21 protein-coding genes are annotated in these 26,182 nt (G+C 67.7%); 14 read left to right on the top strand and 7 right to left on the bottom strand.

Annotation, left to right across the window (positions count from 1 at the left end; genetic code table 11):
- The first annotated feature begins 42 nt into the window (after positions 1–42).
- From WS57_RS16945 to WS57_RS16960, 4 genes are all read left to right on the top strand, one after another.
- Complete coding sequence (locus WS57_RS16945; RefSeq protein WP_009691438.1) at positions 43–1,281, top strand: CaiB/BaiF CoA transferase family protein; 1,239 nt, start codon at positions 43–45, stop codon at positions 1,279–1,281.
- A 2-nt stretch (positions 1,282–1,283) separates the two neighbouring features.
- The gene (locus WS57_RS16950; protein WP_069244581.1) at positions 1,284–2,450 is read left to right on the top strand and encodes a CaiB/BaiF CoA transferase family protein; all 1,167 of its coding nucleotides are present in this window, start codon (positions 1,284–1,286) and stop codon (positions 2,448–2,450) included.
- Between the two features lie 99 nt (positions 2,451–2,549).
- The gene (locus WS57_RS16955; RefSeq protein ID WP_059602330.1) at positions 2,550–3,236 is read left to right on the top strand and encodes a nitroreductase family protein; all 687 of its coding nucleotides are present in this window, start codon (positions 2,550–2,552) and stop codon (positions 3,234–3,236) included.
- A gap of 70 nt (positions 3,237–3,306) precedes the next feature.
- Entirely contained in the window at positions 3,307–4,803 is a 1,497-nt protein-coding gene (locus WS57_RS16960; RefSeq protein WP_069245438.1) for a class I adenylate-forming enzyme family protein, read from the top strand.
- A gap of 12 nt (positions 4,804–4,815) precedes the next feature.
- Here WS57_RS16960 and WS57_RS16965 read toward each other — a convergent pair whose 3' ends face one another.
- Entirely contained in the window at positions 4,816–5,745 is a 930-nt protein-coding gene (locus tag WS57_RS16965) for a LysR family transcriptional regulator (protein ID WP_038454876.1), read from the bottom strand.
- A 113-nt stretch (positions 5,746–5,858) separates the two neighbouring features.
- Here WS57_RS16965 and WS57_RS16970 point away from each other — a divergent pair, with 113 nt between their 5' ends.
- The 6 genes from WS57_RS16970 to WS57_RS16995 all read left to right on the top strand — a co-directional run bounded on the left by WS57_RS16970 (position 5,859) and on the right by WS57_RS16995 (position 11,764).
- A complete protein-coding gene (locus WS57_RS16970) occupies positions 5,859–7,031 on the top strand; it encodes an acyl-CoA dehydrogenase family protein (RefSeq protein WP_009687910.1) in 1,173 nt (390 codons plus the stop codon).
- Positions 7,032–7,051: 20 nt separating this feature from the next.
- Positions 7,052–7,801: an electron transfer flavoprotein subunit beta/FixA family protein gene (locus WS57_RS16975; RefSeq protein WP_069244582.1), complete on the top strand. Its 750-nt coding sequence runs from the start codon at positions 7,052–7,054 to the stop codon at positions 7,799–7,801.
- Between the two features lie 15 nt (positions 7,802–7,816).
- Complete coding sequence (locus tag WS57_RS16980; protein WP_060336437.1) at positions 7,817–8,749, top strand: electron transfer flavoprotein subunit alpha/FixB family protein; 933 nt, start codon at positions 7,817–7,819, stop codon at positions 8,747–8,749.
- Between the two features lie 71 nt (positions 8,750–8,820).
- The gene (locus WS57_RS16985) at positions 8,821–9,690 is read left to right on the top strand and encodes an FAS1-like dehydratase domain-containing protein (protein WP_069244583.1); all 870 of its coding nucleotides are present in this window, start codon (positions 8,821–8,823) and stop codon (positions 9,688–9,690) included.
- Positions 9,691–9,700: 10 nt separating this feature from the next.
- Positions 9,701–10,900 carry a CaiB/BaiF CoA transferase family protein gene (locus WS57_RS16990; protein WP_069244584.1) on the top strand — a complete coding sequence of 400 codons (1,200 nt, stop codon included), beginning with the start codon at positions 9,701–9,703 and terminating at the stop codon, positions 10,898–10,900.
- Between the two features lie 3 nt (positions 10,901–10,903).
- On the top strand, positions 10,904–11,764 hold the full coding sequence (locus tag WS57_RS16995; RefSeq protein ID WP_009692222.1) for an HpcH/HpaI aldolase/citrate lyase family protein: 861 nt from the start codon (positions 10,904–10,906) through the stop codon (positions 11,762–11,764).
- A gap of 153 nt (positions 11,765–11,917) precedes the next feature.
- Here the strand turns inward: WS57_RS16995 and WS57_RS17000 are convergent, their stop codons facing one another.
- The 6 genes from WS57_RS17000 to WS57_RS17025 all read right to left on the bottom strand — a co-directional run bounded on the left by WS57_RS17000 (position 11,918) and on the right by WS57_RS17025 (position 20,044).
- Positions 11,918–13,342 carry an MmgE/PrpD family protein gene (locus WS57_RS17000; protein ID WP_069244585.1) on the bottom strand — a complete coding sequence of 475 codons (1,425 nt, stop codon included), beginning with the start codon at positions 13,340–13,342 and terminating at the stop codon, positions 11,918–11,920.
- A gap of 59 nt (positions 13,343–13,401) precedes the next feature.
- A complete protein-coding gene (locus WS57_RS17005) occupies positions 13,402–14,856 on the bottom strand; it encodes an MmgE/PrpD family protein (protein ID WP_059601668.1) in 1,455 nt (484 codons plus the stop codon).
- A 43-nt stretch (positions 14,857–14,899) separates the two neighbouring features.
- Positions 14,900–15,970: a zinc-dependent alcohol dehydrogenase family protein gene (locus WS57_RS17010; RefSeq protein WP_009692219.1), complete on the bottom strand. Its 1,071-nt coding sequence runs from the start codon at positions 15,968–15,970 to the stop codon at positions 14,900–14,902.
- Between the two features lie 55 nt (positions 15,971–16,025).
- Complete coding sequence (locus WS57_RS17015; RefSeq protein WP_069244586.1) at positions 16,026–17,489, bottom strand: aldehyde dehydrogenase family protein; 1,464 nt, start codon at positions 17,487–17,489, stop codon at positions 16,026–16,028.
- 39 nt (positions 17,490–17,528) lie between these two features.
- Positions 17,529–19,019, bottom strand: a complete 1,491-nt coding sequence (locus tag WS57_RS17020) for an aldehyde dehydrogenase family protein (RefSeq protein ID WP_069244587.1) — start codon at positions 19,017–19,019, stop codon at positions 17,529–17,531.
- 212 nt (positions 19,020–19,231) lie between these two features.
- Complete coding sequence (locus WS57_RS17025) at positions 19,232–20,044, bottom strand: enoyl-CoA hydratase/isomerase family protein (protein ID WP_009692214.1); 813 nt, start codon at positions 20,042–20,044, stop codon at positions 19,232–19,234.
- A 328-nt stretch (positions 20,045–20,372) separates the two neighbouring features.
- Between WS57_RS17025 and WS57_RS17030 the strand changes: the two genes are divergently transcribed.
- The 4 genes from WS57_RS17030 (at position 20,373) to WS57_RS17045 (ending at position 25,961) form a co-directional block, all read left to right on the top strand.
- On the top strand, positions 20,373–21,812 hold the full coding sequence (locus WS57_RS17030) for an MmgE/PrpD family protein (RefSeq protein ID WP_069244588.1): 1,440 nt from the start codon (positions 20,373–20,375) through the stop codon (positions 21,810–21,812).
- 29 nt (positions 21,813–21,841) lie between these two features.
- Positions 21,842–23,314 (top strand): aldehyde dehydrogenase, encoded by a 1,473-nt coding sequence (locus tag WS57_RS17035; RefSeq protein WP_059518712.1) that lies wholly within the window; start codon positions 21,842–21,844, stop codon positions 23,312–23,314.
- A gap of 48 nt (positions 23,315–23,362) precedes the next feature.
- Positions 23,363–24,181: an SDR family NAD(P)-dependent oxidoreductase gene (locus tag WS57_RS17040; RefSeq protein WP_009692211.1), complete on the top strand. Its 819-nt coding sequence runs from the start codon at positions 23,363–23,365 to the stop codon at positions 24,179–24,181.
- A gap of 670 nt (positions 24,182–24,851) precedes the next feature.
- Positions 24,852–25,961, top strand: coding sequence for a porin (locus WS57_RS17045; RefSeq protein WP_009692210.1), 1,110 nt, complete (start codon positions 24,852–24,854; stop codon positions 25,959–25,961).
- Positions 25,962–26,182 lie beyond the last annotated feature (221 nt).

Below are 26,182 nucleotides of genomic sequence, written 5' to 3' on the forward strand. Positions count from 1 at the left end.
GCGGGCTGCGCCCCGGTCGCGCGCCCGCCTCAGGAGACAAGCATGTCAGCTGCAAGACCGTTGGAAGGGATCCGCGTACTCGATCTGACCGTGGCCCTGGCCGGACCCTATGGATCGCTGCTGCTGGGCGGCATGGGCGCGGAAGTCATCCGGATCGAATCGCCCGGCGGGGGCGACATCGCGCGCAATAATCCGCCGTACGTCGGCAAGGACGGCGTCCATTTCGGCGTCAAGGGCGACGACGAGGTGTCGCTGACCGTCCTCAATCGCGCGCGCAACAAGAAAAGCATCACGCTCGACCTGAAATCGGCGCAGGGCAAGGCGCTGTTCATGGAACTGGTCAAGGAATCGGACGTCGTCATCGAGAACGCGAGCGAAGGCGTCACCGCGCGACTGGGTGTGGACTACGACAGCGTGCGCGAGGTCAATCCGAAGATCATTTATGCGTCGATCAAGGCGTTCGGCGAACCGAGCCCGTACAAGAACCTGAAGGGCATGGACATCATCGTCCAGGCGCTGTCGGGCATCATGGACGTCACGGGCTTCGCCGACGGCCCGCCGACGCGCTCCGGCCTGCCGATCGCCGACCTGATCGCGCCGCTGTACGCCGTCAACGGCATCCTCGCCGCGCTGATCCACCGCGGCCGCACCGGCGTGGGCCAGTGCGTGCAGGTGTCGATGCTCGACTGCCTGTCGTCGCTGGTGGCCGAAGAGCACTTCGACGTGTTCCTCAAGCACGGCTATTCGAAGCGCTCGGGCAATTTCCAGGATCGCCTCGTGCCGTTCGGCGTCTACGGCACGCGCGACGGCCACGTCGCGATGGTGGCGTTCCAGCCGGACTGGTTCCGCAACCTGATGGAAGCCGTGGGCCGCCCCGAGATGGTCACGGACCCACGCTACGCGACGCGCGGCCCGCGCATGAAGCATGCGGCCGAGATCAACGCGATCATCGAGGCGTGGACGAGCCGGCACAGCACCGCGGAAGTCGTCGAGGAACTGCAGGTCCGGCGCGGCGTGCCGGCCGCGCCCGTGCGCTCGCCGCTCGACGTGCTGAAGGATCCGGTGCTGCAGGAACGCGGCGCGGTGGTGCGGCTCGAGCACCCGGGACTCGCCGACGTCGACGCGATGGGCATGGGCCTGCCGATCAAGCTGTCGCAGACGCCCGTGCAGTTCGACCAGCCGGCGCAGGAACTCGGCGCCGCCAACGACGAGATCTATCGCGGGCTGCTGAAGCTGCCCGAGGATCGCCTGCAACAACTGCGCGACGAGGGGGTGATCTGATCATGTCCGCTGCACCATCCCGCCACGGCCCGCTCGCCGGCGTCCGGATCGTCGAGATCGCGGGCATCGGCCCCGGCCCGCTGGCCGCGATGTTCCTCGCCGATCTCGGCGCGACCGTGATCCGCGTGGACCGCAAGGAACCGTCGGGGCTCGGCGCGCCGCGCCCCGTCGAATTCGACCTCGGCCTGCGCAACCGCAAGTCGGTGCGCGTCGACCTGAAGGATCCCGCCGCCGTCGAGATGGTGCTCGAACTGATCGAGCAAGCCGACGGCCTGATCGAGGGCTTTCGCCCCGGCGTGATGGAGCGCCTCGGCCTCGGGCCCGAGCCCTGCCTCGCGCGCAATCCGCGCCTCGTGTACGGGCGCGTGACCGGATGGGGGCAGGACGGCCCGCTGTCGCAGGTGGCCGGGCACGACCTGAACTACATCTCGGTCACCGGCGCGCTGCATGCGATGGGCCGCGCCGGGCAGGCGCCGACGCCGCCGCTGAACGTGCTCGGCGACTATGCGGGCGGTTCGCTCTACCTCGCCTTCGGGCTGCTCGCCGGCATCCTCGAAGCGCGCGGCTCCGGGCGCGGCCAGGTCGTGGATGCGGCGATGGTCGACGGCGTCGCGTCGATCATGACGGTGACGATGGGCCTGCATGCAGCCGGCATGCTCGACAAGGCGCGCGGCACGAACCTGCTCGACACCGGCGCGCCGTTCTATGAGGTATATGCGTGCGCCGACGGCAAGTACGTGAGCGTCGGGCCCATCGAGGACAAGTTCTACCGGCTGCTGCTCGAACAGCTGGGGCTGCAGGACCATCCGGCGCTGCAGGCGCAGATGGACCGCGCGCAATGGCCCGAAGCAAAGCAGGTACTCGCCGCAAAATTCCGCGAGCGCACGCGCGACGAGTGGGCGCAGTTGCTCGGCCATCTCGACGTGTGCGTGGCGCCCGTGCTCGACTTCGACGAAGCGCCGCACCATCCGCACGTGAAGGCGCGCGGCACCTTCGTCGAGCTCGACGGGGTCACGCATCCTGCGCCCGGCCCGCGTTTTTCGCGCACGCCGGCCGTGCGGCCCGAACCGCCCGCGGCGCCGACGACCGACAACGCGATCGCCGCGCTGCGCGACTGGCTGCCCGACGCGCGCATCGAGGCGTTGCGCGCGCAGCAGACGTTCATCTGACGTGGACGAGCAGCGCCGGCGCGCTGCTCGCCGCCGTTTTCCGCCCGCGCCCGTCGCGCCTCGCAGCGCGCGGGCCGGGCACTGGCAAGGACCGTAGACATGACATCGCCCTCTCCCGAACTCGTCGCGCTCGATCGCCTGACGAGCGGCCGTTCCACCTGCCGCGCGTATCGGCACATCGCGCTGGATCCAGAACTGATCCGCAGCATCGTCGGCATGGCCGGCCGCTCGGCGTCGTGGTGCAACGTGCAGCCGTGGCAATTGGTCGTCACCGAAACGCCGGAAAGCACCGAGCGCTTTCGGCAGGCACTGATGCAGCGCGTCGCCGACCATCCGGACAACGAATCGGACCTGCCGTTCCCGCCGAGCTACGAAGGCGTCTATCGCGAACGCCGGCGCGGCGCGGGCCTCGCGCTCTACTCGGCGCTCGGCATCGGGCCGAAGGACAGCGAGCGCAGTGCCGAGCAGGCCTTGCGCAACTTCCGCCTGTTCGACGCGCCGCACGTGGCGATCGTCACGGTGCCGGCCGAGCTCGGCCCGTATGCGCTCGTCGACGCGGGTGGCTTCGTGTCGTCGTTCCTGATTGCGGCCTATGCGCATGGCGTGGCGACCACGCCGCAAGGCGCGCTGGCGCGCCACGCCCACTTCGTGCGCGAGTATTTCGGCATTCCCGACACGCAGCACATGATCTGCGGCATTTCATTCGGCTATGCGGAAGACGCGCATCCGGTGAACCAGTTCCGCACCACGCGTGCCGCCGTCGACGATCTGCTGCGCTTCGCGTGAGACGGCTGCGCGCGTATTGCGCGGTCGCCGCGCCGAGCGCATCGTATGCGAGGACAAGGAGACATCGAAGATGGCCGAACGCATTCATGAACTGCTCGATCGCTGGCTAGCCGAGGCGCCCGCGCGCCCGTTCATCCATCTGCCCGACCGCAGCCTCAGCTACGCGGATCTCGGCGCGCTGGCCGACCGGCTCGAAGGCGAGCTGCGCGCCGACGGCGTACGCCGCGGCGACCGCGTGCTGGTCGTCGCCGAGAACTGCCCCGAACATGCGGCGCTGCTGATCGCATGCAGCCGGCTCGGCGCATGGTCGTGCGGCGTCAATGCGCGCATGGCGCCCGGAGAAGTCGATGCGTTCGCCGCCAAGGCCGACGCGCGCGTGCTGTATTTCACGTCGGGCGTTTCGTCGGCGGCCGGCGCGCACGCGGCGCGGCACGACGCGCGCCCGTCGTGCGTCAGCGGCCTCGCGCGCAGCGCCGCGCGTGCGGCGGCGCGGCCGGAGCCGGAGCCGCTCGCGAGCGACGTGGCGGCCATCATCTTCACGTCGGGGACCACCGGCGCACCCAAGGGCGTGATGATGACGCACCGCGGCGTGCTGCATTTCGCGCGCGTGTCGGCCGAATCGCGCGCGCTCGGCCCCGACGACCGCGTCTACGCGTATGCGCCGATGACGCATATCTTCGGCCTCGGCACTGTGCTGCTCGCGTCGCTGCATGCGGGCGCGGCGCTCGAAATGCGCGCGCAGTTCGAGCCGGCGGAACTGTTCGACGCGCTCGCACGGCGGCGCGTGAGCCAGGTGCAAGGGCCGCCGATGCTGTTCTCGCGGCTGCTGCGGCATTGCGCGGAACATCGCATCGCGCGTCCCAACGCACCCTGCCTGCGCTATCTGTATGCCGGCGCGGGGCCGCTCGACCTCGCGCTCAAGCAGCAGGTCGAGGCGCTGTTCGGGCAGACGCTGCATCACGGCTACGGGCTGTCCGAGTACGCGGGCTCGCTGCATGCGACGCGCCTCGGCGAAGCGCGCGCCGATACGAGCGCGGGTTACGCGTTCCCGGGCGCCGAGCTGCGCATCGTCGATCCGGCCGACGGCCGCCCGCTGCCGGCCGGCGAGCGCGGTGAAATCTGGCTGCGCGGCGTCGGCCTGATGCCCGGCTATTTCCGCGATCCGCAGGCCACGGCCGCCGTGATGCGCGACGGCGGCTGGTATGCGTCGGGCGACCTCGGCGAGCTGCAAGACGACGGCGCGCTGTTCATCGTCGGCCGGCTCAAGGAGATGATCATCCGCTCCGGGTTCAACGTGTATCCGGGCGAAGTCGAACAGGCGCTGAACCGCTTCCCGGGCATCCGCAACTCGGCCGTCGTCGGCCAGCGCGAAGCGGACGGCAACGAGGCCGTCGTCGCGTTCGTCGAACTCGACGGCGGCCGACCGCTCGACGAAACCGCGCTGCGCCGGTATCTGCGCGAACAGCTTGCGCCGTACAAGCACCCGGGCCGCATCATTGCCGTCGACGCACTGCCGTTCAACAGCAACGGCAAGCTGATGCGGCGGCAGCTGCTGGAACGGCTGTAGGCCGCGACCGCCCTACCCGAGCCAGCGCGCATCGGGCCACTGGCCCTCGTCGAACGTGGCCTTCACGCAGTCGAGCAGCACGCCGACCACGCAGCGCACCGGTGCGGTGGCCTGCCGGCTGCTCGGCGCCGCCAGCACGATCGTGCGCTTGATGCCGGGCGACGCGAGCGGCGCCGCGCTCAGCGTGCCCTGCTCGACTTCCCGCGTGACGCCGACGGCCGGCAGGATCGTCCAGCCGTGGCCTTGCGCGACCAGATCCTTCTGCACGCTGAGCGCATTGGTTTCGGTGACGACGCGCAGCGTCACGTCGGCCTCGGCCGCCGCGTGCTCGATCGCCGCACGCAGCCCCTGCGGCGCGGACGGCAGGATGAACGGCTCGCTCGCGACACGCGACAGCGCCAGCGGCCGCTTGCGCGAGAGCCCGACCGACGGCGCGGCCACGGCCCACAGGCTTTCCTCGATCAGCGCCTTCACGTGCAGCGCAGGCGTTTCCTTCTGCCCGTACAGCAGCGCGGCATCCACGTCGCCGGCTTCGAGCCAGTCCTGCAGGTGGCCCGCATAGCCGATCGTGAGCCGCAGCCGGATATGCGGGTAACGGCTGGCGACCTCGCTCGCCAGCCGCGTCGCGAGCAGGTCCGAGGTGCTGGCCAGCAGGCCGATGCTGACGATGCCGGCGACCGGCCCGTCGGTCGGCTGAATCTCGGCCTTCGCGCGCGCGACCTCGTTGAGGATGCGCCGTGCGTATTCGAGCATCGTCTTGCCCGACGGCGTCAGCTGCATTCCGTGCCGGCCGCGCTCGAACAGTTCGGTGCCCATGTCCTCCTCCAGCAGGCGCAACTGGCGCGACACCGCCGGCTGCACCAGATTGAGCAGGCTCGACGCACGCGTGACATTGCCGGTTTCGGCCACGGTGACGAAGGCGCGCAGTTGCTTCAGGTCCATCGCAGGGCTCCTCGATACCGAAAACTGATCCATCGATCAGAAAATTCTATTTTTTGGTTCATCCATCAAAACTTATTATGGACCTAACCGATGCCAATGACGAGACAGGATTCATGAGCGCCTCCATCTTTTCCGCCCCCGACCAGTACCAGGAAATCCGCGACGCCGTGCGCGCCCTGTGCAGCCAGTTCCCGGCCGAATACCACCGCAAGATCGACGAAGCGCGCGGCTATCCCGAGGCCTTCGTGACCGCGCTCACGCAGGCCGGCTGGCTCGCCGCGCTGATCCCGCAGGACTACGGCGGCCCGGGCCTGTCGATGGCCGAGGCGTCGGTCATCATGGAGGAAATCAACCGCTCCGGCGGCAATTCGGGCGCCTGCCACGGCCAGATGTACGTGATGAACACGATCGTGTTCAGCGGCACCGAAGCGCAGAAGCAGCGCTACCTGCCGCGCATCGCGGCGGGCGAGCTGCGCGTGCAGTCGATGGGCGTGACCGAGCCGAGCACCGGCAGCGACACGACCAAGCTGAAGACCACCGCCGTGAAGAAGGACGGCCGCTGGGTCATCAACGGGCAGAAGGTGTGGATCTCGCGCGTCCAGCACAGCGACCTGCTGATCCTGCTCGCGCGCACCACGCCGCTGGAGCAGGTCCAGAAGAAGAGCGACGGCCTCTCCTGCTTCATCGTCGAACTGGACAAGGCGATCGGCAACGGCCTGACCGTGCGCCCGATCCTCAATATGGTCAACCACGAGACCAACGAACTGTTCTTCGACAATCTCGAACTGCCGGAAGACGCGCTGCTCGGCACCGAGGGCAAGGGGCTGAAGGTGATCTTCGACGGCCTGAACGCCGAGCGCACGCTGATCGCGGCCGAGTGCATCGGCGACGGCTACTGGTTCCTGGAGAAGGCCCGCGATTACGCGAGCGAGCGCAAGGTGTTCGGCCGCCCGATCGGGCAGAACCAGGGCATCCAGTTTCCGCTGGCCGAATCGTTCATCGAGCTCGAAGCGGCGAACCTGATGCGCTGGCGTGCCTGCGAGAAGATCGACGCGCGCCAGAACGCCGGCGTCGAAGCCAACATGGCCAAGTACCTGGCCGCGAAGGCGAGCTGGGAAGCGGCGAACGCATGCCTGCAGACGCACGGCGGTTTCGGCTTCGCCTGCGAATACGACGTCGAGCGCAAGTTCCGCGAAACGCGCCTGTATCAGGTCGCGCCGATCTCCACCAACATGATCCTGGGGCACGTCGCCGAGCACGTGCTGCAACTGCCCCGCTCCTACTGATTCTCGAAGGAAGCCTTTTCATGAAGATTCTCGTACCCGTGAAGCGCGTGGTCGACGCGAACGTGAAGGTCGGCGTGAAGTCCGATCAATCCGGCGTCGATATCGCGAACGTAAAGATGTCGATGAACCCGTTCGACGAGATCGCTGTTGAAGAAGCGGTGCGCCTGAAGGAAGCAGGCGTGGCGACCGAAGTGGTGGCCGTGTCGGTCGGTGTGGCGCAAGCGCAGGAAACGCTGCGCACGGCGCTGGCGATCGGTGCGGATCGCGCGATCCTCGTCGAGTCGAACGACGGCGTCGAGCCGCTGGCCGTCGCGAAGATCCTGAAGGCGCTGGTCGACAAGGAGCAGCCGCAGCTCGTGATCCTCGGCAAGCAGGCGATCGACGACGATTCGAACCAGACCGGCCAGATGCTCGCCGCGCTGGCAGGCCTGCCGCAGGCGACGTTCGCCTCGAAGGTGACGATTGCCGACGGCAAGGCGACGGTTGCACGCGAAGTGGACGGCGGCGCGGAAACGCTGTCGCTTCAACTGCCCGCAGTCGTCACCACGGATTTGCGCCTGAACGAGCCGCGCTACGTGACGCTGCCGAACATCATGAAGGCGAAGAAGAAGCCGCTGGAAACGGTGAAGCCCGAAGACCTCGGCGTGGACGTCGCGCCGCGTCTGAAGACGCTGAAGGTGGCCGAGCCGCCGAAGCGCGCAGCCGGCGTGAAGGTGCCGGACGTGAAGACGCTGGTCGAGAAGCTGAAGACCGAAGCCAAGGTGCTGTAAAGGGAGCGGATAGAAATGACGATTCTGGTAATTGCAGAACACGACAACGCGTCGATCAAGGCCGCGACGCTGAACACGGTGGCAGCGGCGCAGAAGATCGGCGGCGACATTCACGTGCTGGTCGCCGGTCACAACGCGCAGGGCGCAGCCGATGCGGCCGCGAAGATCGCCGGCGTGGCGAAGGTGCTGCTGGCCGATGCGCCGCAGCTCGAAGCGGGCCTCGCGGAAAACGTCGAAGCAACCGCGCTGAACATTGCGAAGGACTATTCGCACATCCTCGCGCCGGCGACTGCGTACGGCAAGAACATCGCACCGCGTATCGCCGCGAAGCTCGACGTCGCGCAGATCTCGGACATCACGGCGGTCGATTCGGCCGACACGTTCGAGCGCCCGATCTACGCCGGCAACGCGATCGCGACGGTGCAGTCGAGCGACCCGATCAAGGTCATCACGGTGCGCGCGACGGGTTTCGATCCGGTCGCGGCCGAAGGCGGCAGCGCGTCGGTCGAGAAGATCGAAGCGGCGGCCGATGCAGGCAAGTCGCAGTTCGTCAGCCGTGAAGTGACGAAGCTGGACCGTCCTGAACTGACGTCGGCGAGCATCATTGTCTCGGGCGGCCGCGGCTTGGGCAGCGGCGAGAACTACACGAAGGTGCTGGAGCCGCTGGCGGACAAGCTGTCGGCCGCACTCGGTGCTTCGCGCGCGGCAGTGGACGCGGGCTACGTGCCGAACGACTACCAGGTCGGCCAGACCGGCAAGATCGTCGCACCGCAGCTGTACATCGCGGTCGGCATCTCAGGTGCGATCCAGCACCTGGCCGGCATGAAGGATTCGAAGGTGATCGTCGCGATCAACAAGGATCCAGAAGCACCGATCTTCAGCGTGGCCGACTATGGTCTCGTCGGCGATCTGTTCGCGCTCGTGCCGGAACTGGTCAACGAACTCTGACGGGAACGGCTGCCGCAGCGCGACTGACGGCAGCCTTCACGACGCTTCAATCATCGAGAACGCGAAACGACATGACTGGCGAGCAACCCGAATCATTCGACGCGTGGATCGGCCGCCGCGAAGACAGCGCGGACCGCATCACGCCCGCGCCGATCCGCCTCCTGCGGGCTACGCTGGACGACGCCGAGCCGTCCGCGCTGCCGGACGTCCTGCCACCGCTGTGGCACTGGCTGTACTTTCTGCCCGGCGAGCGGCAGTCGAACATCGGCATCGACGGTCACCCGCGGCGCGGCGGCTTCCTGCCGCCGGTCGCGCTGCCGCGCCGCATGTGGGCCGGCGGGCGGCTGCAGTTCCTGCGTCCGCTTGCCGTGGATACGCCGATACAGCGCCGCTCCACGATCGCGAACGTGCAGAGCAAATCCGGCCGCAGCGGCCGGCTCGTATTCGTGACCGTGCTGCACGAGATCGGCGACGCGCAAGGCGTGGCGATCCGCGAAGAACAGGACATCGTCTATCGCGACGCGCCGCCGCCCGCCGCGGCCGGCACGCCGGCGCCCGCGCCACAGCCGGCGCCACAGCCGGCGCCGACCGACGAACAGTATTCGCGCATCGTCATCCCCGATCCGGTGCTGCTGATGCGCTTTTCCGCGCTCACCTTCAACGGCCACCGGATCCACTACGACCGGCCCTACGCGATGCACGAAGAAGGCTATCCGGGCCTGGTGGTGCACGGCCCGCTGATCGCGATGCTGTTGATGGAGGAACTGCGCCGCAGGCACCCCGGCAAGACGATCCGCGCCTTCGACTTCAAGGCGGTCAGCCCGCTGTTCGACACCGCGCCGTTCACGGTGAACGGCAAGCTCGAAGGCCATACCGCGCGCGTGTGGGCGCGCGGCCCGCAAGGACAGCTGGCCATGCAGGCCAGCATCGAACTGGAATAGCGACCCGACCATGCAAGCTCGCCAAGCTCAACCCGGCCCGCTGAGCGGGATGACCGTCGTCACGCTCGAACACGCGATCGCCGCGCCGTTCTGCACGCGCCAGCTCGCCGATCTCGGCGCGCGCGTGATCAAGGTGGAACGGCCCGGCGTCGGCGATTTCGCGCGCGCCTACGATCACCGCACGCGCGGCCTCGCGTCGCACTTCGTCTGGACCAACCGCTCGAAGGAAAGCCTCACGCTGGACCTGAAGCAAGCCGCTGCACAGGACGTGCTCGGCGAGCTCGTCGCGCAGGCCGACGTGCTGGTGCAGAACCTCGCACCGGGCGCCGCCGCGCGCATGGGGCTGTCGTTCGACGCGCTGCATGCCAAATATCCGCGCCTGATCGTCTGCGACATCTCCGGCTACGGCGGCGACGGCCCGTATCGCGACAAGAAAGCCTACGACCTGCTGATCCAGAGCGAGGCTGCGTTCCTGTCGATCACCGGCACGCCCGACGAACCGTGCAAGGCCGGCAATTCGATCGCCGATATCGCGGCCGGCATGTACGCGTACACGGGCATCCTCAGCGCGCTGCTGCAGCGCGGCGTCACGGGCAAAGGCTCGCACGTGGAAATCTCGATGCTCGAGGCGCTCGCCGAGTGGATGGGCTTCCCGATGTACTACGCGTACGACGGCCAGCAGCCGCCCGGCCGCAACGGCGCGGCACACGCGACCATCTACCCGTACGGGCCGTTTACGGCCGGCGACGGCCGCGTCGTGATGCTGGGCCTGCAGAACGAGCGCGAGTGGAAGGTGTTCTGCGATATCGTGCTGCGCCGCCCGGACCTTGCGACCGACCCGCGTTTCGACGCGAACGTGCGCCGCTCGGAGAACCGCGCGAGCCTGAAGGCCGTGATCGAGCAGGTGTTTGCCGATCTCACCGCGCAGGACGTGATCGCGCGGCTCGACGAAGCGCAGATCGCGAATGCCGCCGTCAACCAGGTCGGCGATCTGTGGACGCACCCGCAGCTGCATGCGCGCGGCCGCTTCCGCACCGTCGGTTCGCCGGCCGGCGAACTGCAGGCGCTGCTGCCGCCCGCCACGATCGACAGCTTCGACGTGTGCATGGATCCGGTGCCCGCGCTCGGCGAACACAGCACGGCGATCCTGCGCGAACTGGGGCGCAGCGACGCCGATATCGAACAATTGCGCGCCGACGGCGTAATCTGAGCCATGACGACCTCTCCTTCCCCCGTACTGCATGCGCGCAGCCTGCTGTTCGTGCCCGCCACGCGTCCCGAGCGCTTTGCAAAGGCGTTCGATACGGCCGCCGACTGCATCGTCATCGACCTCGAAGACGCGGTGCCCGAAGGCAGCAAGGACGACGCGCGCGCGCAGCTTTCGCGGCACCTGCCGCAGTTCACGCCCGAGCAGCGCGCGCGCACCGTGGTGCGCGTGAACGCCGTCGGCACGCCGTGGCACGACACGGATCTCGCGTTGCTGCGCGACTGGACCGCGCAAGGCGTCGCGGTGATGCTGCCGAAATCGGAAGACGCGCAAGCGCTGCGCCGCGTCGCGCAGCAGCTCGGCGAGGCGGCGCGCCTCGTCGCGCTGATCGAATCGCTGGCCGGGCTCGATGCGGCCGATGCGCTTGCGCGCGATCCGCAGGTCGTGCGTCTCGCGTTCGGCCATCTCGACTTCCAGCTCGATCTCGGCATGCGCGCGTCGCCCGATGAACCGGAGCTGGCGTTCGCACGCAACGCGCTCGTGGCCGCGTCGCGCCGCGCACAGCTGCCCGCGCCGATCGACGGTGTGACGACGCGCACCGACGATGCGCAACGGCTGGCCGCCGACGCGCAGCGTGCACGCGCGTTCGGCTTCGGCGGCAAGCTGTGCATCCACCCCGCGCAGGTCGGCGGCGTGAACGATGCGATGGGTTATTCGGACGAAGAGCATGCGTGGGCGCGCCGCGTGCTCGACGAAGCCGCGAAGCACGGCGGCGCGGCGTTCAGCCTCGACGGCCGCATGGTCGACCTGCCCGTGATCCGCGCGGCCGAGGCAATCGTCGCGAGCGTGCGGAAGCCGGCGCGATAAGCTTAGCGGCTCGCTGGCGTCGGCCTCGAATCCGCACGCCGATGAAAAAACGGGCGGCGTCCGGTATTCCGGCGCCGCCCGTTGTCTTGCATCGTCTCGCATCGCCGCAGCGGCCGCCCGGAACGCACACACCGCTCCGGACGACCGCCCCGCTCAGCCTTCCACCGCCCACATGGCAGTCAGCTCCGCCGCCTTCGTCGCCGGATTCAGCTCACGCAGCGCGGCCAGCAGCGCACGCGCGCGCTCGGCGCCCAGCACGTCGGTCGTCAGGTCCATGAACTTCGCATCCTGCTCGTGCTCCGGCATCGGATTCGTGTCGGTGCCGATCGGATCGCCGACGAACACGTGCTCGGTGCGCCCGTCCTTGAACGTGACGGTCACGTCGGCGACGAACTTGCCGGGATACTGTTTCTCGAGCTCGGGCGCCTCGCTGATGCGGATGCTGCGCGCGATCTCGATCACGGGCGCCATGTCGATCTTGCCGGCCAGGTAGTCGCGATGGACCGGATAACCGTTGCCCTTGCCGAGCAGCGTGAACGCTGCCTGGATCGGCAGGCTGAACTGCACGTGCTCGATGTTCTTCGGCGTATACGCATTGACGTTGGCTGTGCCGACGACGACGTTGAAGTGCGGCGTGATTTTCAGGTGGATGTCGGCGATCTCGTCGCGGCGCGCCGCGAACGGCCGCAGCGCGTCGATGTACGCGTGCGTGCAGTAGCACGCGCAATACGCCTTGAGCCACACGGTGCCGATCTCGAACGGCCGATCGAGGTCGAAGCGCCGCTCGGCGTTGTCGCCGGCCGTGCGCTGCAGGAAGGTGCGGAAGAAGCCCTTGTTGCCGCTCAGGAACGCACGCGGGCCCGTGATGCCCGCGTGCGCCATGTCGGCCGCCGCCATCCCGTTGCGCGTGCCGATGCCCGCGTGGATGCGCTTGATCGAGCCGCCGGTCGACGTGTATTCGGTCGTGCCCGACACGTGGCTCAGCGCGATCGCGAGCGCGTGCAGCGTGGTCTCCGCGTCGAAGCCGCGCAGCTTGGCCGCCACGGCCGCCGCGCCGAAGTTGGACAGCGTCGCGTGCGGGTGATAGCCGCGCTGCAGCAGTTCGGGCGCGGCAAGCAGGCCGATGCGCGCATAGACTTCGTAGCCGGCCACCATCGCGACGATCACCTCCTCGAGCGATGCGCCGAGTTCCTCGCCGATCGCGAGCGCGGCCGGAATCACGCAGCTGCCGGGATGGCTGTAGCTCGGGCCGTGCGCGTCGTCGTACTCGAAGCCGTGCCCGTACGAACCGTTGACGAACGCGGCATCGGCCGCGCTCATCGTCAGCGCCGACGCACTCACGCGGCTTTTGCCCGGACGCTGCCCGGCCTTCGCGTAGGCGAGCAGCTGCTCGGACCACGGCATTTTCGAAATGCCGACCTGCAATGCGATCTGGTCGCGCATCAGGCGGTTGACGCCGGCCAGCGCGCGCGCCTCGAGGTGCTCGTATTTCAGTTTCTGGATGAAACGCACCACCGCTTGCTCGAGCGGCGGGCAGTTGTCCGGCGCGACGGAGCGGGTCTCGCGGGTGACAGTCATGAAAGTCTCCTGAATGATCGAATGGTAAATGGCCCGGCTCTCGCGCGGGCCATGAAAAATCATGCGGGGCAGGTGCGGTCCGGCGAAGCCGGCCGGACTGCCGATTCCTCCCCGGACGGCACGAGCGGATCGAGCAACACCGCCGCGACGTCTTCCACCGCGTCGAGATGCAGGATGTCGTCGATCATCCGGTCGACGGTCTGCTGCGGCAGGTCGATCGCCGAATACGGCACGCACAGCCTGAACTTGGCGATGAAGTCCTGCTCCGTGAACGGATTGCGCGGATGGCCCTTCACGTATATGCACTCTTTCGCCAGCGTGCGCCCGTCATGCAGCGTGACGGTCATGCGCGCACCCCAGTCGGACACGTCGGGGTTTTCCGCGGCCGTGATGCGCGTCATCAGCTCGCGCACCTCGGGCCGCCGGCGCGCGGCTTCGCTGTACGACTCGAGGAACACCTTGTCGTCGAACGCCGCGATGGCGACCACGTACGGCAGGCTGAACTGGCACTCCGGCACCGTGACCGGGTGCCACTTCTTGTCCTGCGGCTCGCACACCGCGCGCCAGCCCGGCGTCGAGGTCTCGATATGGATGCCGGCGATCTCGGCCGCGCCGAAGCGGTGTGCGCGCATCAGTTCGCGAATCGCGTCGATCGACGAATGCGAGAAATAGCACGCGCTGTAGCCCTTGGTGATGATGTTCTCCATCTCCCAGTGCTCGCCAAGCGCATGCAGGATGAAGTCGGGATCGGTCTCCCAGCGCGCGGTGCCCAGATACCCTTTCGGCCCGGTCAGCACCTCGGCGCGCGGCCCGGTGATGCCGCGCTGGGCCAGCTGGCAGCACGTGATCGCGGCCTGGCTGACGAGCCCGTGATGCATGCGCACCATCAGCGTGGCCGGCGAATAGATGCCCATCGTATTGGGCTGCGTCATGGTCCGCGCGATGCCTTGCGCGTTTTCGAGCTGGTCCTGCGTCAGCCCGAGCAGCTTGCCGACGGCCGCGACCGCGCCGAAGATGTAATGGCCGCCGCATTCGTGATGCTTGATCGCGCGGTTGATCACCTTGTACGCGGTGCCGAGCCGCACCAGGATCTCCTGTCCGACGGCCATCGCCGCGAGGAATTCCTTGCCCGATACCTTGCCGCGCAGGCCGGTGGCGGCGAGCAGCGTCGGCACCACGTATTCGGTCACATGCCCGGCTTCCTCGTGCAGGTCGCCGCAATCCATCGCGCGCGGCATCGGGCCCATCGCGAGCGCCGCCTCGTGCGCCGGCACGCGGCCGCCGTAGAACGGCAGCGGCGTCTGCGGATTGCCGCCGCGCTCCTTGACGAGCGACACGATCTCCGGAATGCCCTCCATCGCCGAGCCGCCGATGGTCACGCCCATCGCGTCGAGCAGCGTCTGCCGCGCATGGCGCGCCACGCCGGCCGGCAGGTCGTCGTACTGCGTCTGCAGTGCCATCCGGCACAGCGTGGCCATCGGATCCTCGATCCCCTGGCGTTCGAATCTCGCCATGCTTCTGTCTCCTCGTCTCTCGACGTGTCTCGCGACGGTGCGCTCAGAACACGAACACGCCCTTGCCGCCCGCCTGCGCGTCGAACTGCCGGTAGGCCTCGTCGGCCTGCTCGAGCTGCCAGCGATCGGTGAACAGCTTGTCGACGTCCACGCCGTGATCGGCGACGAAGTGGATGCAGTCCTTCATGCCGACTTCCGAGAACGTATAGGAGCCGAGGATCGTGCGCTGCTTGCCGATCACGTCCTTCATCCCGTCGACGTTGAGGTTGCCGCCCACGGCCACCAGCGCGATCCGCCCCCACGGGCGCGTGCTGCGCACCGCCTGCTGCTTCGGCACGTCGCCGCCCGCGCAGTCCATCGCGCAGGTCACGCCGAGACCACCGGTGAGCTTCTGGATCTCCTCGATCGGGTCCTGCCGGCTGCCGTCGATCACGTGGGCCGCGCCGAAATCCTTCGCGCGCGCGACGCGATCGGCCGCGATATCGACGCCGATCACCTCGACGCCCATCGCTGCGGCCAGCTGCACGGCCGACAGGCCGACCGGGCCCAGCCCAAACACCGCGAGCGTGTCGCGCGCGCTGATGCCGAGGCGCAGCAGCGCGCCCCACGCCGTGCCGGTGCCGCAGGAAATCGCGGCGCCGGTGGCGTACGACACTTCGTCGGGCAGATGGACCAGCGAGGTCGCGGGCACCTTCATGTAGTGCGCGTGGCCGCCGTGCTTGATCACGCCGTGGATGTCCGCGCCGTGGCTGCACATCTGCGTCCAGCCGGTGCGGCAGTGATCGCAGTGCATGCAGCCTTCGTAGTGGAACACCGCGACGCGATCGCCGACCTTGAACGCGCGCGGATCGACGGCCGAACCGACCGCGACGATCCGCCCGCACGGCTCGTGACCGCCGATGATCGGCGTGTCCTCCGACATGCCGCGCGACGCGAGATCCTTGAAGCCCAGCGAGCGGATCACGTCGGCCGGCTTGTTGCGGTAGAAATGCAGGTCGCTGCCGCACATGCCCGACGCCTTCATTTCGATCACGGCATCGGCGGGGCCGGGCGTCGGATCGTCGAAATCGAGAATCTCCAGCCTGCGTTCGCCTCTGAAAACCACGCCTTTCATGTCTTGTGTCTCCTGTGCCTGCGGGAATGCGGTCGTGACGCGGCGCCGTGCCGGCTCAGACCAGATTGATATAGGTGGCCTTCGGGTACAGGAAGCTCTCGACGTGCTCCTTGCCGCCCTTCCAGCCGTAGCCGCTCATCTTCGTGCCGCCGAAACCCACCGCCGGATCGATCACGCCGTAGCAGTTGACCCACACGGTGCCCGAGCGAATCCCCTGCGAGACGCGGTGCGCGGTCGACAGGCTGCTGGTCCATACACCGCCGGCGAGCCCGTACGGCGTATCGTTCGCGAGCCGCAGCGCGTCCTCGATCGTGTCGAACGGAATCACCGACGCGACCGGCCCGAAGATCTCCTCGCGCGCGATCGTCATGTCGTTGCGCACGTCGGCGAACACCGTCGGCTCGATGAAGAACCCGCCGGCCGGCGCGCCGTCCGGTCGACCGCCGCCGTGCACGAGCCGGGCCTCCTTGCCGCCGACGTCCACGTAATGCATCACGCGTTCGAGCTGGCGCTGGGAAATCAGCGGGCCGATCTGCGTGTCGGGATCGCGGCCGTCGCCGATGCGGATCGTGCCGGCGAACGCGGCCATGCGCTGCACGAATTCGTCGTGGATCGCGCGCTGCACGAAGATCCGCGTGCCGGCCACGCACACCTGGCCGGTATTCGTGAACACGCCCATCGCCGCGCCGGGCACGGCCTTGTCGAGATCGGCATCGGCAAACACGATGTCGGGCGACTTGCCGCCGAGTTCGAGCTGCAGCCGCTTCAGGTTGCCGGCCGACGCGCGCACGATCGCCTGCGCGGTGCCGACCGAACCCGTGAAGGCGACGCGATCGACGTCCGGGTGCTCGGCCAGCGCCTGGCCGACGTCCTTGCCGTAGCCGGTCACGACGTTGATCACGCCGTCGGGCACGCCCGCTTCCATCATCAGCTCGGATACGCGCAGCGACGACAGCGACGCATCCTCGGCCGGCTTCAGCACGGCCGTGCAGCCGGTCGCCAGCGCGGGGCCGTAGATCCACCACATCCCCATCAGCGGGCCGTTCCACGGGATGATGCCGCCGACCACGCCGACCGGCATCAACTGCTTGAGCGTGGTGAAGTTCGGCGCGATCGACATCGGCGGCGTTTCCACCGCGCCCGCGCCCGTCTGCGATGCGTAGAACTGCAGCAGCTGCGACAGCCATTCCTTGTAGCCGCGCGTGCGCGCGAGCGGCGCGCCCATGTCGAGCGTCTCGATCAGCGCGAGCTCGTCGAAGTGATCGAGAATCGCGTCATGCACGCGCAGCAGCAGCTTGCGCCGTTCGTGCGGCGTGAAGCGGCTCCACGGTCCTTCGAACGCGCGGCGCGCCGCGGCCACCGCGCGATCGACGTCCTGCGCGCTGCCCTGCGCGATATGGCACAGCACCTCGCCGGTGGCCGGGTTGATGGCCTCGATGCGCTCGCCGCCGGCCGGCTCGACCCACTGCCCGCCGATCAGCAGCTGCTTGGTACCCGACACGAAATGCGGAATGTTCATGTTGATGAAGTCTCCTGAAGATGTTCTGGACGCCGAAGTTCACATGCGCAGCATGATCGACTTCGTCTGCGTATAGGCGTCGATCGATTCCTGGCCGAATTCGCGGCCCCAGCCCGATTGCTTGTATCCGCCGAACGCCATCGCCGGATCGGATTCGCCGAACGTGTTGATCCACAGCCGCCCGGCCTTGAGCGCGCGCACCACCTTGTGTGCGCGCGCGACATCGCGCGTCCAGACCGCGGCAGAGAGCCCGTAGGTCGTATCGTTGGCCTGCAGCACCGCATCGTCCTCGTCGCGGAACGGGATGATCGACAGCACCGGCCCGAAGATCTCCTCCTGCGCGATGCGCATGCCGTTGCGCACGTTGTCGAAGATCGTCGGCTCGACGAAATAGCCAGCGCCGCGCCACGGCTCGCCGCCGAGCCGCAAGGTCGCGCCGCCTTCGCGGCCCACGCCGATGTACGACTGCACGCGCTCGCGCTGCGTTGCCGAGATCAGCGGGCCGATCTTCGTGTCGGCCGCGAACGGGTCGCCGGCCTTCCACCCGGCCGCCAGCTGCGCGACGCGCTCCGCCACCTGCTCGTGGATGCTTTCCTGCACGAACAGGCGCGTGCCGGCCGAGCACACCTGGCCCGAGTTGCCGCAGAACGTCTTTACCGCGGCCTGCACGGCCTTTTCGAGGTCGGCGTCGGCGAACACCACGTTGGGCGCCTTCCCGCCGAGTTCGAGCGTCACCTTCTTCAGGTTCAGCGTCGCGTCGCGCGCGATCTGCTTGCCGACCGCCGTCGAGCCGGTGAACGCGATCTTGTCGACGCCCGGATGCTGCGCGAGCGCCGCGCCTGCCGTCGCGCCGAAGCCCGGCAGCACGTTGACGACGCCCGGCGGCAGGTCGGTGTCCTGAATCAGCTCCGCGAGCCGGATCGAGGTCAGGCAGGCCAGCTCGGCCGGCTTCAGGATCACCGTATTGCCGCAGCACAACGCGTTCGCGATCTTGATCGCGGCCATCAGGATCGGCACGTTCCACGGGATGATCTGGCCGCACACGCCGAGCGGCTCGCGCAGCGTGTAGATCAGCGTGCTGCCGTCCGACGGGATCGTGGTGCCGAGCACCTTCGAACACCAGCCCGCGTAGTAGCGGACGATGTCCACGGTGGCGCCTGCCGCGGCCTGCGCGAACCACAGCGGCATGCCGTTGTCGAGCGATTCGATCGCCGCCAGCTCGTCGACATGGGCCTCGATCGCGTCGGCGATCTTCAGCAGCGCGCGCGTGCGCGCGTGCGGCGACACCGCCGACCACGACGGCGCGTCGAACGCGTTGCGCGCCGCGACCACGGCCGCGTCGACATCGGCGCTGTCGGCCTCGGCGACGCGGCAGAGCGGCCGCTCGGTGGCTGGGTTGATCGTCTCGAAGGTCTTGCCCGATGCGGCGTCGACCCATCGCCCGCCGATCAGCAGACGCTTCGTGCCTTGTCCGATCCACGCGAGCGCTTTCGCGCGCGCGGCCTGTGCAGCGTCAGTTACGGTCGTCATGAAATCTCCAGTTGATATCGCAGCGTTCGTCAGGCCAGCGGAACGTCGCCGCGCGTCCGAATTCGAAATGCCGGGCACCATGCGCAGGAACAGCGTGTGGCTTCGATATGCGCCATGCCGTCGAGAAGCGGTCGCGGCATGCGCGATTTTTACCTATCGTTAGTTAGATAAAGGGCTGCAGCAGCCGGGCCGCAACCCCGGCATTCGATCGCCTACGACTGCGGCAGCTGCGCCGACGGAAACTCGGGCTGGCGTTTGCCGCGCAATGCCGCGACGCCTTCCTTCACGTCCGCGCCGAGGAAACACAGCATCTCCATCGCGAGCGAGTTGTCGAAGATCGGGCCCGCCAGCCGCATCCAGTTGTTCAGCGACTTCTTGGTCGCACGGATCGCGGTCTGGCTGCCGCGCGCGAGGTTCGCCGCAATCGCGAGCGAGCGCGGCAGCACGTCGGCGCGCGGCGTGCAGAAGCTGACCAGCCCGATCCGCTCGGCTTCCCTGCCGTCGACGAAATCCGCCGTCATCAGGTAGTACTTGGCCTTGGCCATCCCGCACAGCAGCGGCCATACGATCGCCGCATGATCGCCGGCCGACACGCCGAGGCGCGCATGCCCGTCGGTCAGTTTCGCATCCTCCGCCATCACGCTCACGTCGGCCAGCAGCGCGACGACGAGACCGGCGCCCACGGCCGTGCCGTTGATGGCGGAGATGATCGGCTTGTCGCACGCGAGCATGTTGTAGACGATGTCGGACGCTTCCTTCATCACGCGCAGCGTGGCCTCCTGGCTGGCCGCCATTTCCTCGACGACGGCGAGATCGCCGCCCGCCGAGAACGCGCGATCGCCGGCACCGGTCACGACGATGACCTTGACGCTCGGGTCTTCGGCGGCGACGCCCCAGACCTTGGTCAGTTCCCAGTGCATGCGGTTGTTCGTCGCGTTCATGACCTCCGGACGATTGAGCGTGACGAGCAGGACGCCGTCCGGCTGGCGATCGAACAGGAGGAACTGGAAATCTTCGTATTTCATGCGTAGTCCGGGAAGTGGGAGAGCGGCGGGCGGCGTGCATCGGCCCCGCCGGGAAAGCAAGCGTGCGTCGGTTCGCGCTGCAATGGAACAGCGCTACCGACCATCGAGTCTTTGCGCAAAATCTAACTAACAGTTGTTATTCTATTTTGCATGCGTCGATTTCCCATCAGGGTATCCCCGCATGCGGCAATTCGCTCGCGTGCGCGGCCATGCGCGACTTTCGAAGAACGGAACGTTTCGATCGCAGCCATTGCACACGACGGCACGCGAGCCAACGCTAATCGCATTTGTCCAGACATAAACAGCATTCGAACGAGGAGCGAGACACATGACTTCCCCCACCATCGTCCAGCAGCTGGCCGATTTCGCGGCCGGCGTCGACACCGCGCGGCTGCCGGACCTCGTCGTGCAGGAATGCAAGCGCGACATCCTCGATTCGCTGGGCGTCGCGCTGGCCGGTATCGATCATCCGCGCGGGCGCATCGGTGTGGAGATGGGCCGCCGCATCGGCGGCACCGCAGGCGAGGCGACCATCATCGGTACCGGCGAGCGTACCACCGTCTACGGCGCCGCGTTCGCCAACAGCGAATTGCTGAACGCGCTCGATGCGGACTCGGTGCTGCTGCCGGGCCACGTGAGCCCGTACGTGCTGCCCGGCGCCTTTGCGACCGCCGAGGTGCACCGGCGCTCCGGCAAGGAACTGATCGCCGCGGTGGCCGTGTCGCACGAGATCTCGTATCGCTTCGGCGCCGCGATGGCCGGCTATCGCGACACCAAGGACGGCAAGTCCGCCAACCCCGCATCGGTGGTCGGCTACAGCAGCACCGTGTTCGGCGCGACCGCCTCCGCCGGCAAGCTCAAGCGCCTGTCGGCCGCGCAGCTGGCGAACGCGCTGGGTCTTGCCGCCGCCTCGGCGCCCGTGAATGCGCAGCGCGCGTGGTTCACGCACGCGCCGACCGCGACCATCAAGTACCAGCTGGCCGGCGGCCTGACCAACGTCGCGCTGACAGCCGCCGACATGGGCGAACTCGGGCACCGCGGCGATCTGCGGATCCTCGACGACGAGGTCAACGGCTACGCGAGCTTCATCGGCACCGACCGCTGGACGCCCGAGCTGATCACGGCCGACCTCGGCGACACGTGGCGCTTCCCCGCCTTCCAGATGTTCAAGCCCTATCCGCACTGCCGCGTGATGCATGCGCCGCTCGACCTGCTGATCGACATCGTCACGCAGCACGACCTGAAGCCCGACGAAATCGAGAGCATCACGTCGCACGGCGAAGGCTGGGCCTATGTGCTGCCCTGCTTCACGAACCGCGACATTCTCGAGGTGCACGACGCGCAGTTCTGTTTCTCGCACGGGCTCGCCGTTGCGGCGCACCGCATTCCGCCGGGCCCGCGCTGGCAGGATCCGGCCGTCGTGTTCGACCCGTCCGTGATGGCGCTGATGAACCGCGTCTCGCTGAAAACGCATCCGACCTATTTCCAGTCGATCTCGGCCGACATTTCGAGCCGCCCGTCGCGCGTCGAGGTGCGCGCACGCGGCCAGGTCTTCGCCGGCGAGAAGATGTTCCCGAAGGGCACGCCGTCGGCGGATCCGTCGACCTACATGACGACGGACGAACTGGTCGGCAAGTTCCGCACCTTCGTCGACGGCCTGCTGCCGGCCGCGACCGTCGATCGCGTCGTCGACAGCGTGCTGAACCTCGAACACGTGGACGACTTCGGCACCGTGATCCGCCAGTTCGTGCGGGCCGCCGGCCGATAAGCCGACACGCAACCGGAGAACCGTCAACGATGAACCCTCCTTCGCTGAACATGCCGCACGCGGATCGCCTCTATATCGGCGGCCGCTGGGTGGCGCCCGCTTCCACCGAGACCTGTGCGGTGCTCAACTGCGCGACCGAGGACGTGGTCGCGCACGCGGCGATGGCCAACGAAGCCGACGTCGACGCTGCCGTGCGCGCCGCGCGCGATGCATTCGATCGCGGGCCGTGGCCGCGCCTGTCGCCGGCCGAGCGCGGCGCCTTCCTCGAGAAAATCGCCGCCCGCCTCGAAGCGCTGAACGACGATTTCGCGCGCGGCTGGAGCATCGAGTCCGGCGTGCTGTACCGGATCGCCAAGCCGCGCATCGGCCTGTTCCTGAGCGGCGCGTTCCGCCAGTACGCGGCCATGGCGCACAGCTATCCGTTCGTCGAGCCCGCGCGCGCCGTGACGGGCCATCAGGCCTACCGCGTGCAGGAGCCGGTCGGCGTGGTGGCCGTGATCGTGCCGTGGAACGGGCCGGCCGGACTGCTTGCCTACAAGATCGCACCGGCGCTGCTCGCGGGCTGCACGGTCGTCATCAAGAATTCGCCCGAGACGCCGAGTTCAGGCCATCTGTTCGCGCAGATCTGCGACGAGGTCGGCCTGCCGCCCGGCGTGGTCAACATGCTGACGGCCGACCGGACCGTGTCCGAATCGCTCGTGCGCCATCCCGGCGTGGACAAGATCACCTTCACCGGCTCCACCGGCGCTGGCCGGCGCATCGGCGCGGTGGCGGCCGAGCGCGTCGCGCGCGTCACGCTCGAGCTCGGCGGCAAATCGCCTGCCGTGGTACTCGACGACTACGACGTCGAAACGGCCGCCAAGGTGCTCGGCGCACCGTATTTCAGCTATCTGTCGGGACAGGTCTGTCACAGCCTCACGCGCATCATCGTGCCGCGCGCGAAGCACGACCGGATGGTCGATGCGCTCGTTGAGGCCGCGCGCGGCATGGTGCTCGGCGATCCGCTCGACGACGCGACGAGCATGGGGCCGCTCGCGACCGCGGCGCAGCGCGACGCGGTCGAGCGACTGGTCGCGCAAGGCGTGTCCGACGGCGCGCGGCTCGCGATCGGCGGCAAGCGGCCCGCCCATCTGACGCGCGGCTTCTTCTTCGAACCGACGGTGTTCGCGAACGTCGACAACCGCTCGCGCATCGCGCAGAACGAGTTCTTCGGCCCGGTGCTGTCCGTCATCCCGGCCGACAGCGAGCAACATGCGATCGACATGGCCAACGACACGATCTTCGGCCTGAATGCCGCGGTGTTCACGCACGACACCGAGCGGGCGCTGCAGGTCGCGCGCCGCTTGCGCGCGGGCTCGGTCGGCCACAACGCGTCGCGCACCGATTTCTCGATCGGCTTCGGCGGCTTCAAGCAATCGGGCATCGGACGCGAAGGCGGCACGGGCGGCCTCGAAGCGTTCCTCGAATCCAAGACCGTGGTCCTGGACCAGCCGGCCGCCTGAGTGCCGGCGTACGAACCATCCATCACCTGACATCACGAGGAGCAACCGATGAACACCGAATCCAGCCATGACGCGCCGAGCGACTGGATGGTCCATTCACGCATCAAGGGGCTGGTCGCGCTGGTGGTCGGCGCGGGCAGCGGCATGGGCGAGGCCAGCGCGAAGACCTTCGCGGCCAACGGCGGCGCCGTCGCGGTGGCCGACCTGAACGCCGGCCACGCCGAGCGCGTCGCCGGCGAGATCGTGCGCAACGGCGGCGAGGCGATCGCGCTCGGTCTCGACGTGTCGAAACAGCCGGACATCGATGCGACCATCGCCGCGACGGTCGAGCGCTTCGGACGGCTCGACGTCGTCATCAACACCGCCGCGCTGGTGCGCTCGGGAATGCTCGAGGACGTGCCGATCGACGAATGGCGCGCCGGCTTCCAGGTGAACGTCGACGGCGCATTGATGCTCGCGCGCAGCGCGCTGCCGCATCTGAAGAAGAGCGCGCATGCGGCCATCGTCAACACGGCTTCTCTCGCGGGCGTGCACGGCTATTCGCAGGGCGGCGCGTATGGTCCGAGCAAGGCGGCGCTCATTACGCTCAGCCGGCAGATGGCGCACGAATGGTCCGCCTATGGCGTGCGCGTCAACGTCGTGTTGCCGGGCGTGATCGATACGCCGATGGCGCGCGGCTCGGTGCCTCAGGAGATCCTCGATCAACTGGCGACGATGCTGCCGATGAGCCGGGTCGGCAAGCCGGAGGAAGTCGCCGACCTGATCGTGTATCTCGCGTCGCCGGCCGCCGGCTATATCACCGCGCAGTCGATCGCGTGCGACGGCGGCATGTCGCACATGATGTTCGCGAAACCGATGGGCAAGTAGGCGCGCTGCGCGAAGCGCTTTTCGTGCAGTTCGTGCTGCTCGCGATGACGACCCGCCCGGGCTGTCGTCGCGGGCGCTCGCCTGAGTCGCCTGCATCGCCCGACGCGAACCATCGGGCTGCGGGCATCGCCGGTTTGATCCTCGTCAGGCTGGCCGCGGATCGCCTCCGACCACATTCCTTCTCCGCCGTCATTCACGCGCGCTCCGGCAGCGCGCATTCGCCTGCCCGTTCAAGTCGCCGAATCTGCGGTTTCCGACAGACGCGCGAAAAAAATCGTTCCGTCGGGTAAAACGCCTCGTGGCCCAGGCATCCCGCTTCACTCGCGCAAACACGGCTTCGGTTACCTGCCTGGAAACGCTTCCATGCGATTTATTCCGTAAAACAGACGATTTTTTAAAATTCAAATTCGCTTGAACGCGTTGAAGTACGGAACGCCGAAATTCATCCAATGGATCATCGCACGAAAGCACGAATTCGCCTCGGGTTATACCCAATGGAGATTCGATGTCGTGCACCGCAATCTACCGAACGTTAGATTAATGCCGAGCCCGGAACCGCCTGTCCGCCGCCGGACATCGCGACCCGATCGACGGCCCTGAATATCGCTGCAAGGCTTCAGCAGCCCGATATGCACCGTTCCTCCACCTCTCGTTAAATTCGGATATCGAAATGAATGTAAGCCGATCATCAGGGCTGCGCACGAAGAAGACAGTTATCGCGCTTGGCATTGCGCTGCTGCCCGCGTCGTCGTGGGCGCAAAGCAGCGTCACGCTGTACGGCACGCTCGACGTGGGGATGCTGTTCACCAGCAAGACGCTCAATTCGGCGACCGGCGCCAATCGCGGCAAGCAGTTCAGCCTGATCAACGGCGGACTGGAGCCGTCGAATTTCGGCCTGTTCGGACAGGAAGACCTCGGCGGCGGGTTGAAGGCGAGCTTCAGGCTGGAAAGCGGCGTCAGCGTCGTCAACGGCGGCTTCGACAACAGCAACGGCAATCTGTTCGGCCGCCAGGCATGGCTGGCGCTCAACGGCAACTTCGGCGAGTTGAAGGCGGGCGTGCAGTATTCGCCGTTCGTGCTGGCGATCTACGAGTCCGATCCGCGCAACGCGGGCCAGTTCGGCACGGCGTTCTCCGTCTATGCGGACAACACGTTTGTCGGCACCTTCAATCCGAATGCGATCACCTATACGAGCCCGAAGTTCGCCGGGTTTTCCGGCAGTGCGATGTATGCGTTCGGCGGCGTGCCAGGCGACTATCGCGCAGGGCAGCAGTACTCGCTCAGCGCGCGCTACGAGTTTCGCGGGCTGGTCGTGAACGCCGCGATGTACGACTCGAGTTCAGGCCGCGGCTCCGCCGGGCTGACCACCTTCCAGCAGCCGTTCTTCGGCCGCATGATCGGCGCGGGCTACCACTTCGACCGCTTCACGGTGAAGGGGTCGTTCACGAGCTACAAGGTGCCGACGACGGTGGCCGGCGGCGTCGTGAATGGCGGCACCAACAACGTCTGGAACGTCGGCTTCGACTATTACGCGCTGCCGCAGCTCGATATCAACGCCGGCCTCTGGTACATCCGCGACCCGCACGACTCGGACAATCACACGCTGCTCGGCGCGCTGACGACGCGCTATTTCCTGTCGAAGGCGACCTCGCTCTATATGCAGGTGGGCGCGGTGAACAACCACGGCCGCGAGCGATTCGGGCTGTCGATCGACAATGCGCTGTACGGCGTGTCGGGCACGACGGTCGGCGCGATCGTCGGCATCAACAAGCGGTTCTAGCCTGGCGATCGCCGACGGTGACGCGAAGCGATGCGTCACCGCCGTCGTCCGGCCGGAGTACGGAACATTCCGGCCGCCGCGATTGACTCGATTGCCCGCCGCGGCGAACGTAGGCGAAACCGTGCGCAGACCTGTCCGGCACGGACGGCATGCCGGCGTCGCAGCCGAACGCCGGTGGACAAGGACCACGGATCGCGGGCGCCGCGCTGCGGCTCGACGAA

This window comes from Burkholderia pseudomultivorans (genome assembly GCF_001718415.1).
Lineage (GTDB): Bacteria > Pseudomonadota > Gammaproteobacteria > Burkholderiales > Burkholderiaceae > Burkholderia > Burkholderia pseudomultivorans_A.

Excerpts from the sequence above, each read along its gene's own strand:
- WS57_RS16945 (WP_009691438.1), top strand. The coding sequence starts at position 43 with ATGTCAGCTGCAAGACCGTTGGAAGGGATCCGCGTACTCGATCTGACC.
- WS57_RS16950 (WP_069244581.1), top strand. The coding sequence starts at position 1,284 with ATGTCCGCTGCACCATCCCGCCACGGCCCGCTCGCCGGCGTCCGGATC.
- WS57_RS16955 (WP_059602330.1), top strand. The coding sequence starts at position 2,550 with ATGACATCGCCCTCTCCCGAACTCGTCGCGCTCGATCGCCTGACGAGC.
- WS57_RS16960 (WP_069245438.1), top strand. The coding sequence starts at position 3,307 with ATGGCCGAACGCATTCATGAACTGCTCGATCGCTGGCTAGCCGAGGCG.
- WS57_RS16965 (WP_038454876.1), bottom strand. The coding sequence starts at position 5,745 with ATGGACCTGAAGCAACTGCGCGCCTTCGTCACCGTGGCCGAAACCGGC.
- WS57_RS16970 (WP_009687910.1), top strand. The coding sequence starts at position 5,859 with ATGAGCGCCTCCATCTTTTCCGCCCCCGACCAGTACCAGGAAATCCGC.
- WS57_RS16975 (WP_069244582.1), top strand. The coding sequence starts at position 7,052 with ATGAAGATTCTCGTACCCGTGAAGCGCGTGGTCGACGCGAACGTGAAG.
- WS57_RS16980 (WP_060336437.1), top strand. The coding sequence starts at position 7,817 with ATGACGATTCTGGTAATTGCAGAACACGACAACGCGTCGATCAAGGCC.
- WS57_RS16985 (WP_069244583.1), top strand. The coding sequence starts at position 8,821 with ATGACTGGCGAGCAACCCGAATCATTCGACGCGTGGATCGGCCGCCGC.
- WS57_RS16990 (WP_069244584.1), top strand. The coding sequence starts at position 9,701 with ATGCAAGCTCGCCAAGCTCAACCCGGCCCGCTGAGCGGGATGACCGTC.
- WS57_RS16995 (WP_009692222.1), top strand. The coding sequence starts at position 10,904 with ATGACGACCTCTCCTTCCCCCGTACTGCATGCGCGCAGCCTGCTGTTC.
- WS57_RS17000 (WP_069244585.1), bottom strand. The coding sequence starts at position 13,342 with ATGACTGTCACCCGCGAGACCCGCTCCGTCGCGCCGGACAACTGCCCG.
- WS57_RS17005 (WP_059601668.1), bottom strand. The coding sequence starts at position 14,856 with ATGGCGAGATTCGAACGCCAGGGGATCGAGGATCCGATGGCCACGCTG.
- WS57_RS17010 (WP_009692219.1), bottom strand. The coding sequence starts at position 15,970 with ATGAAAGGCGTGGTTTTCAGAGGCGAACGCAGGCTGGAGATTCTCGAT.
- WS57_RS17015 (WP_069244586.1), bottom strand. The coding sequence starts at position 17,489 with ATGAACATTCCGCATTTCGTGTCGGGTACCAAGCAGCTGCTGATCGGC.
- WS57_RS17020 (WP_069244587.1), bottom strand. The coding sequence starts at position 19,019 with ATGACGACCGTAACTGACGCTGCACAGGCCGCGCGCGCGAAAGCGCTC.
- WS57_RS17025 (WP_009692214.1), bottom strand. The coding sequence starts at position 20,044 with ATGAAATACGAAGATTTCCAGTTCCTCCTGTTCGATCGCCAGCCGGAC.
- WS57_RS17030 (WP_069244588.1), top strand. The coding sequence starts at position 20,373 with ATGACTTCCCCCACCATCGTCCAGCAGCTGGCCGATTTCGCGGCCGGC.
- WS57_RS17035 (WP_059518712.1), top strand. The coding sequence starts at position 21,842 with ATGAACCCTCCTTCGCTGAACATGCCGCACGCGGATCGCCTCTATATC.
- WS57_RS17040 (WP_009692211.1), top strand. The coding sequence starts at position 23,363 with ATGAACACCGAATCCAGCCATGACGCGCCGAGCGACTGGATGGTCCAT.
- WS57_RS17045 (WP_009692210.1), top strand. The coding sequence starts at position 24,852 with ATGAATGTAAGCCGATCATCAGGGCTGCGCACGAAGAAGACAGTTATC.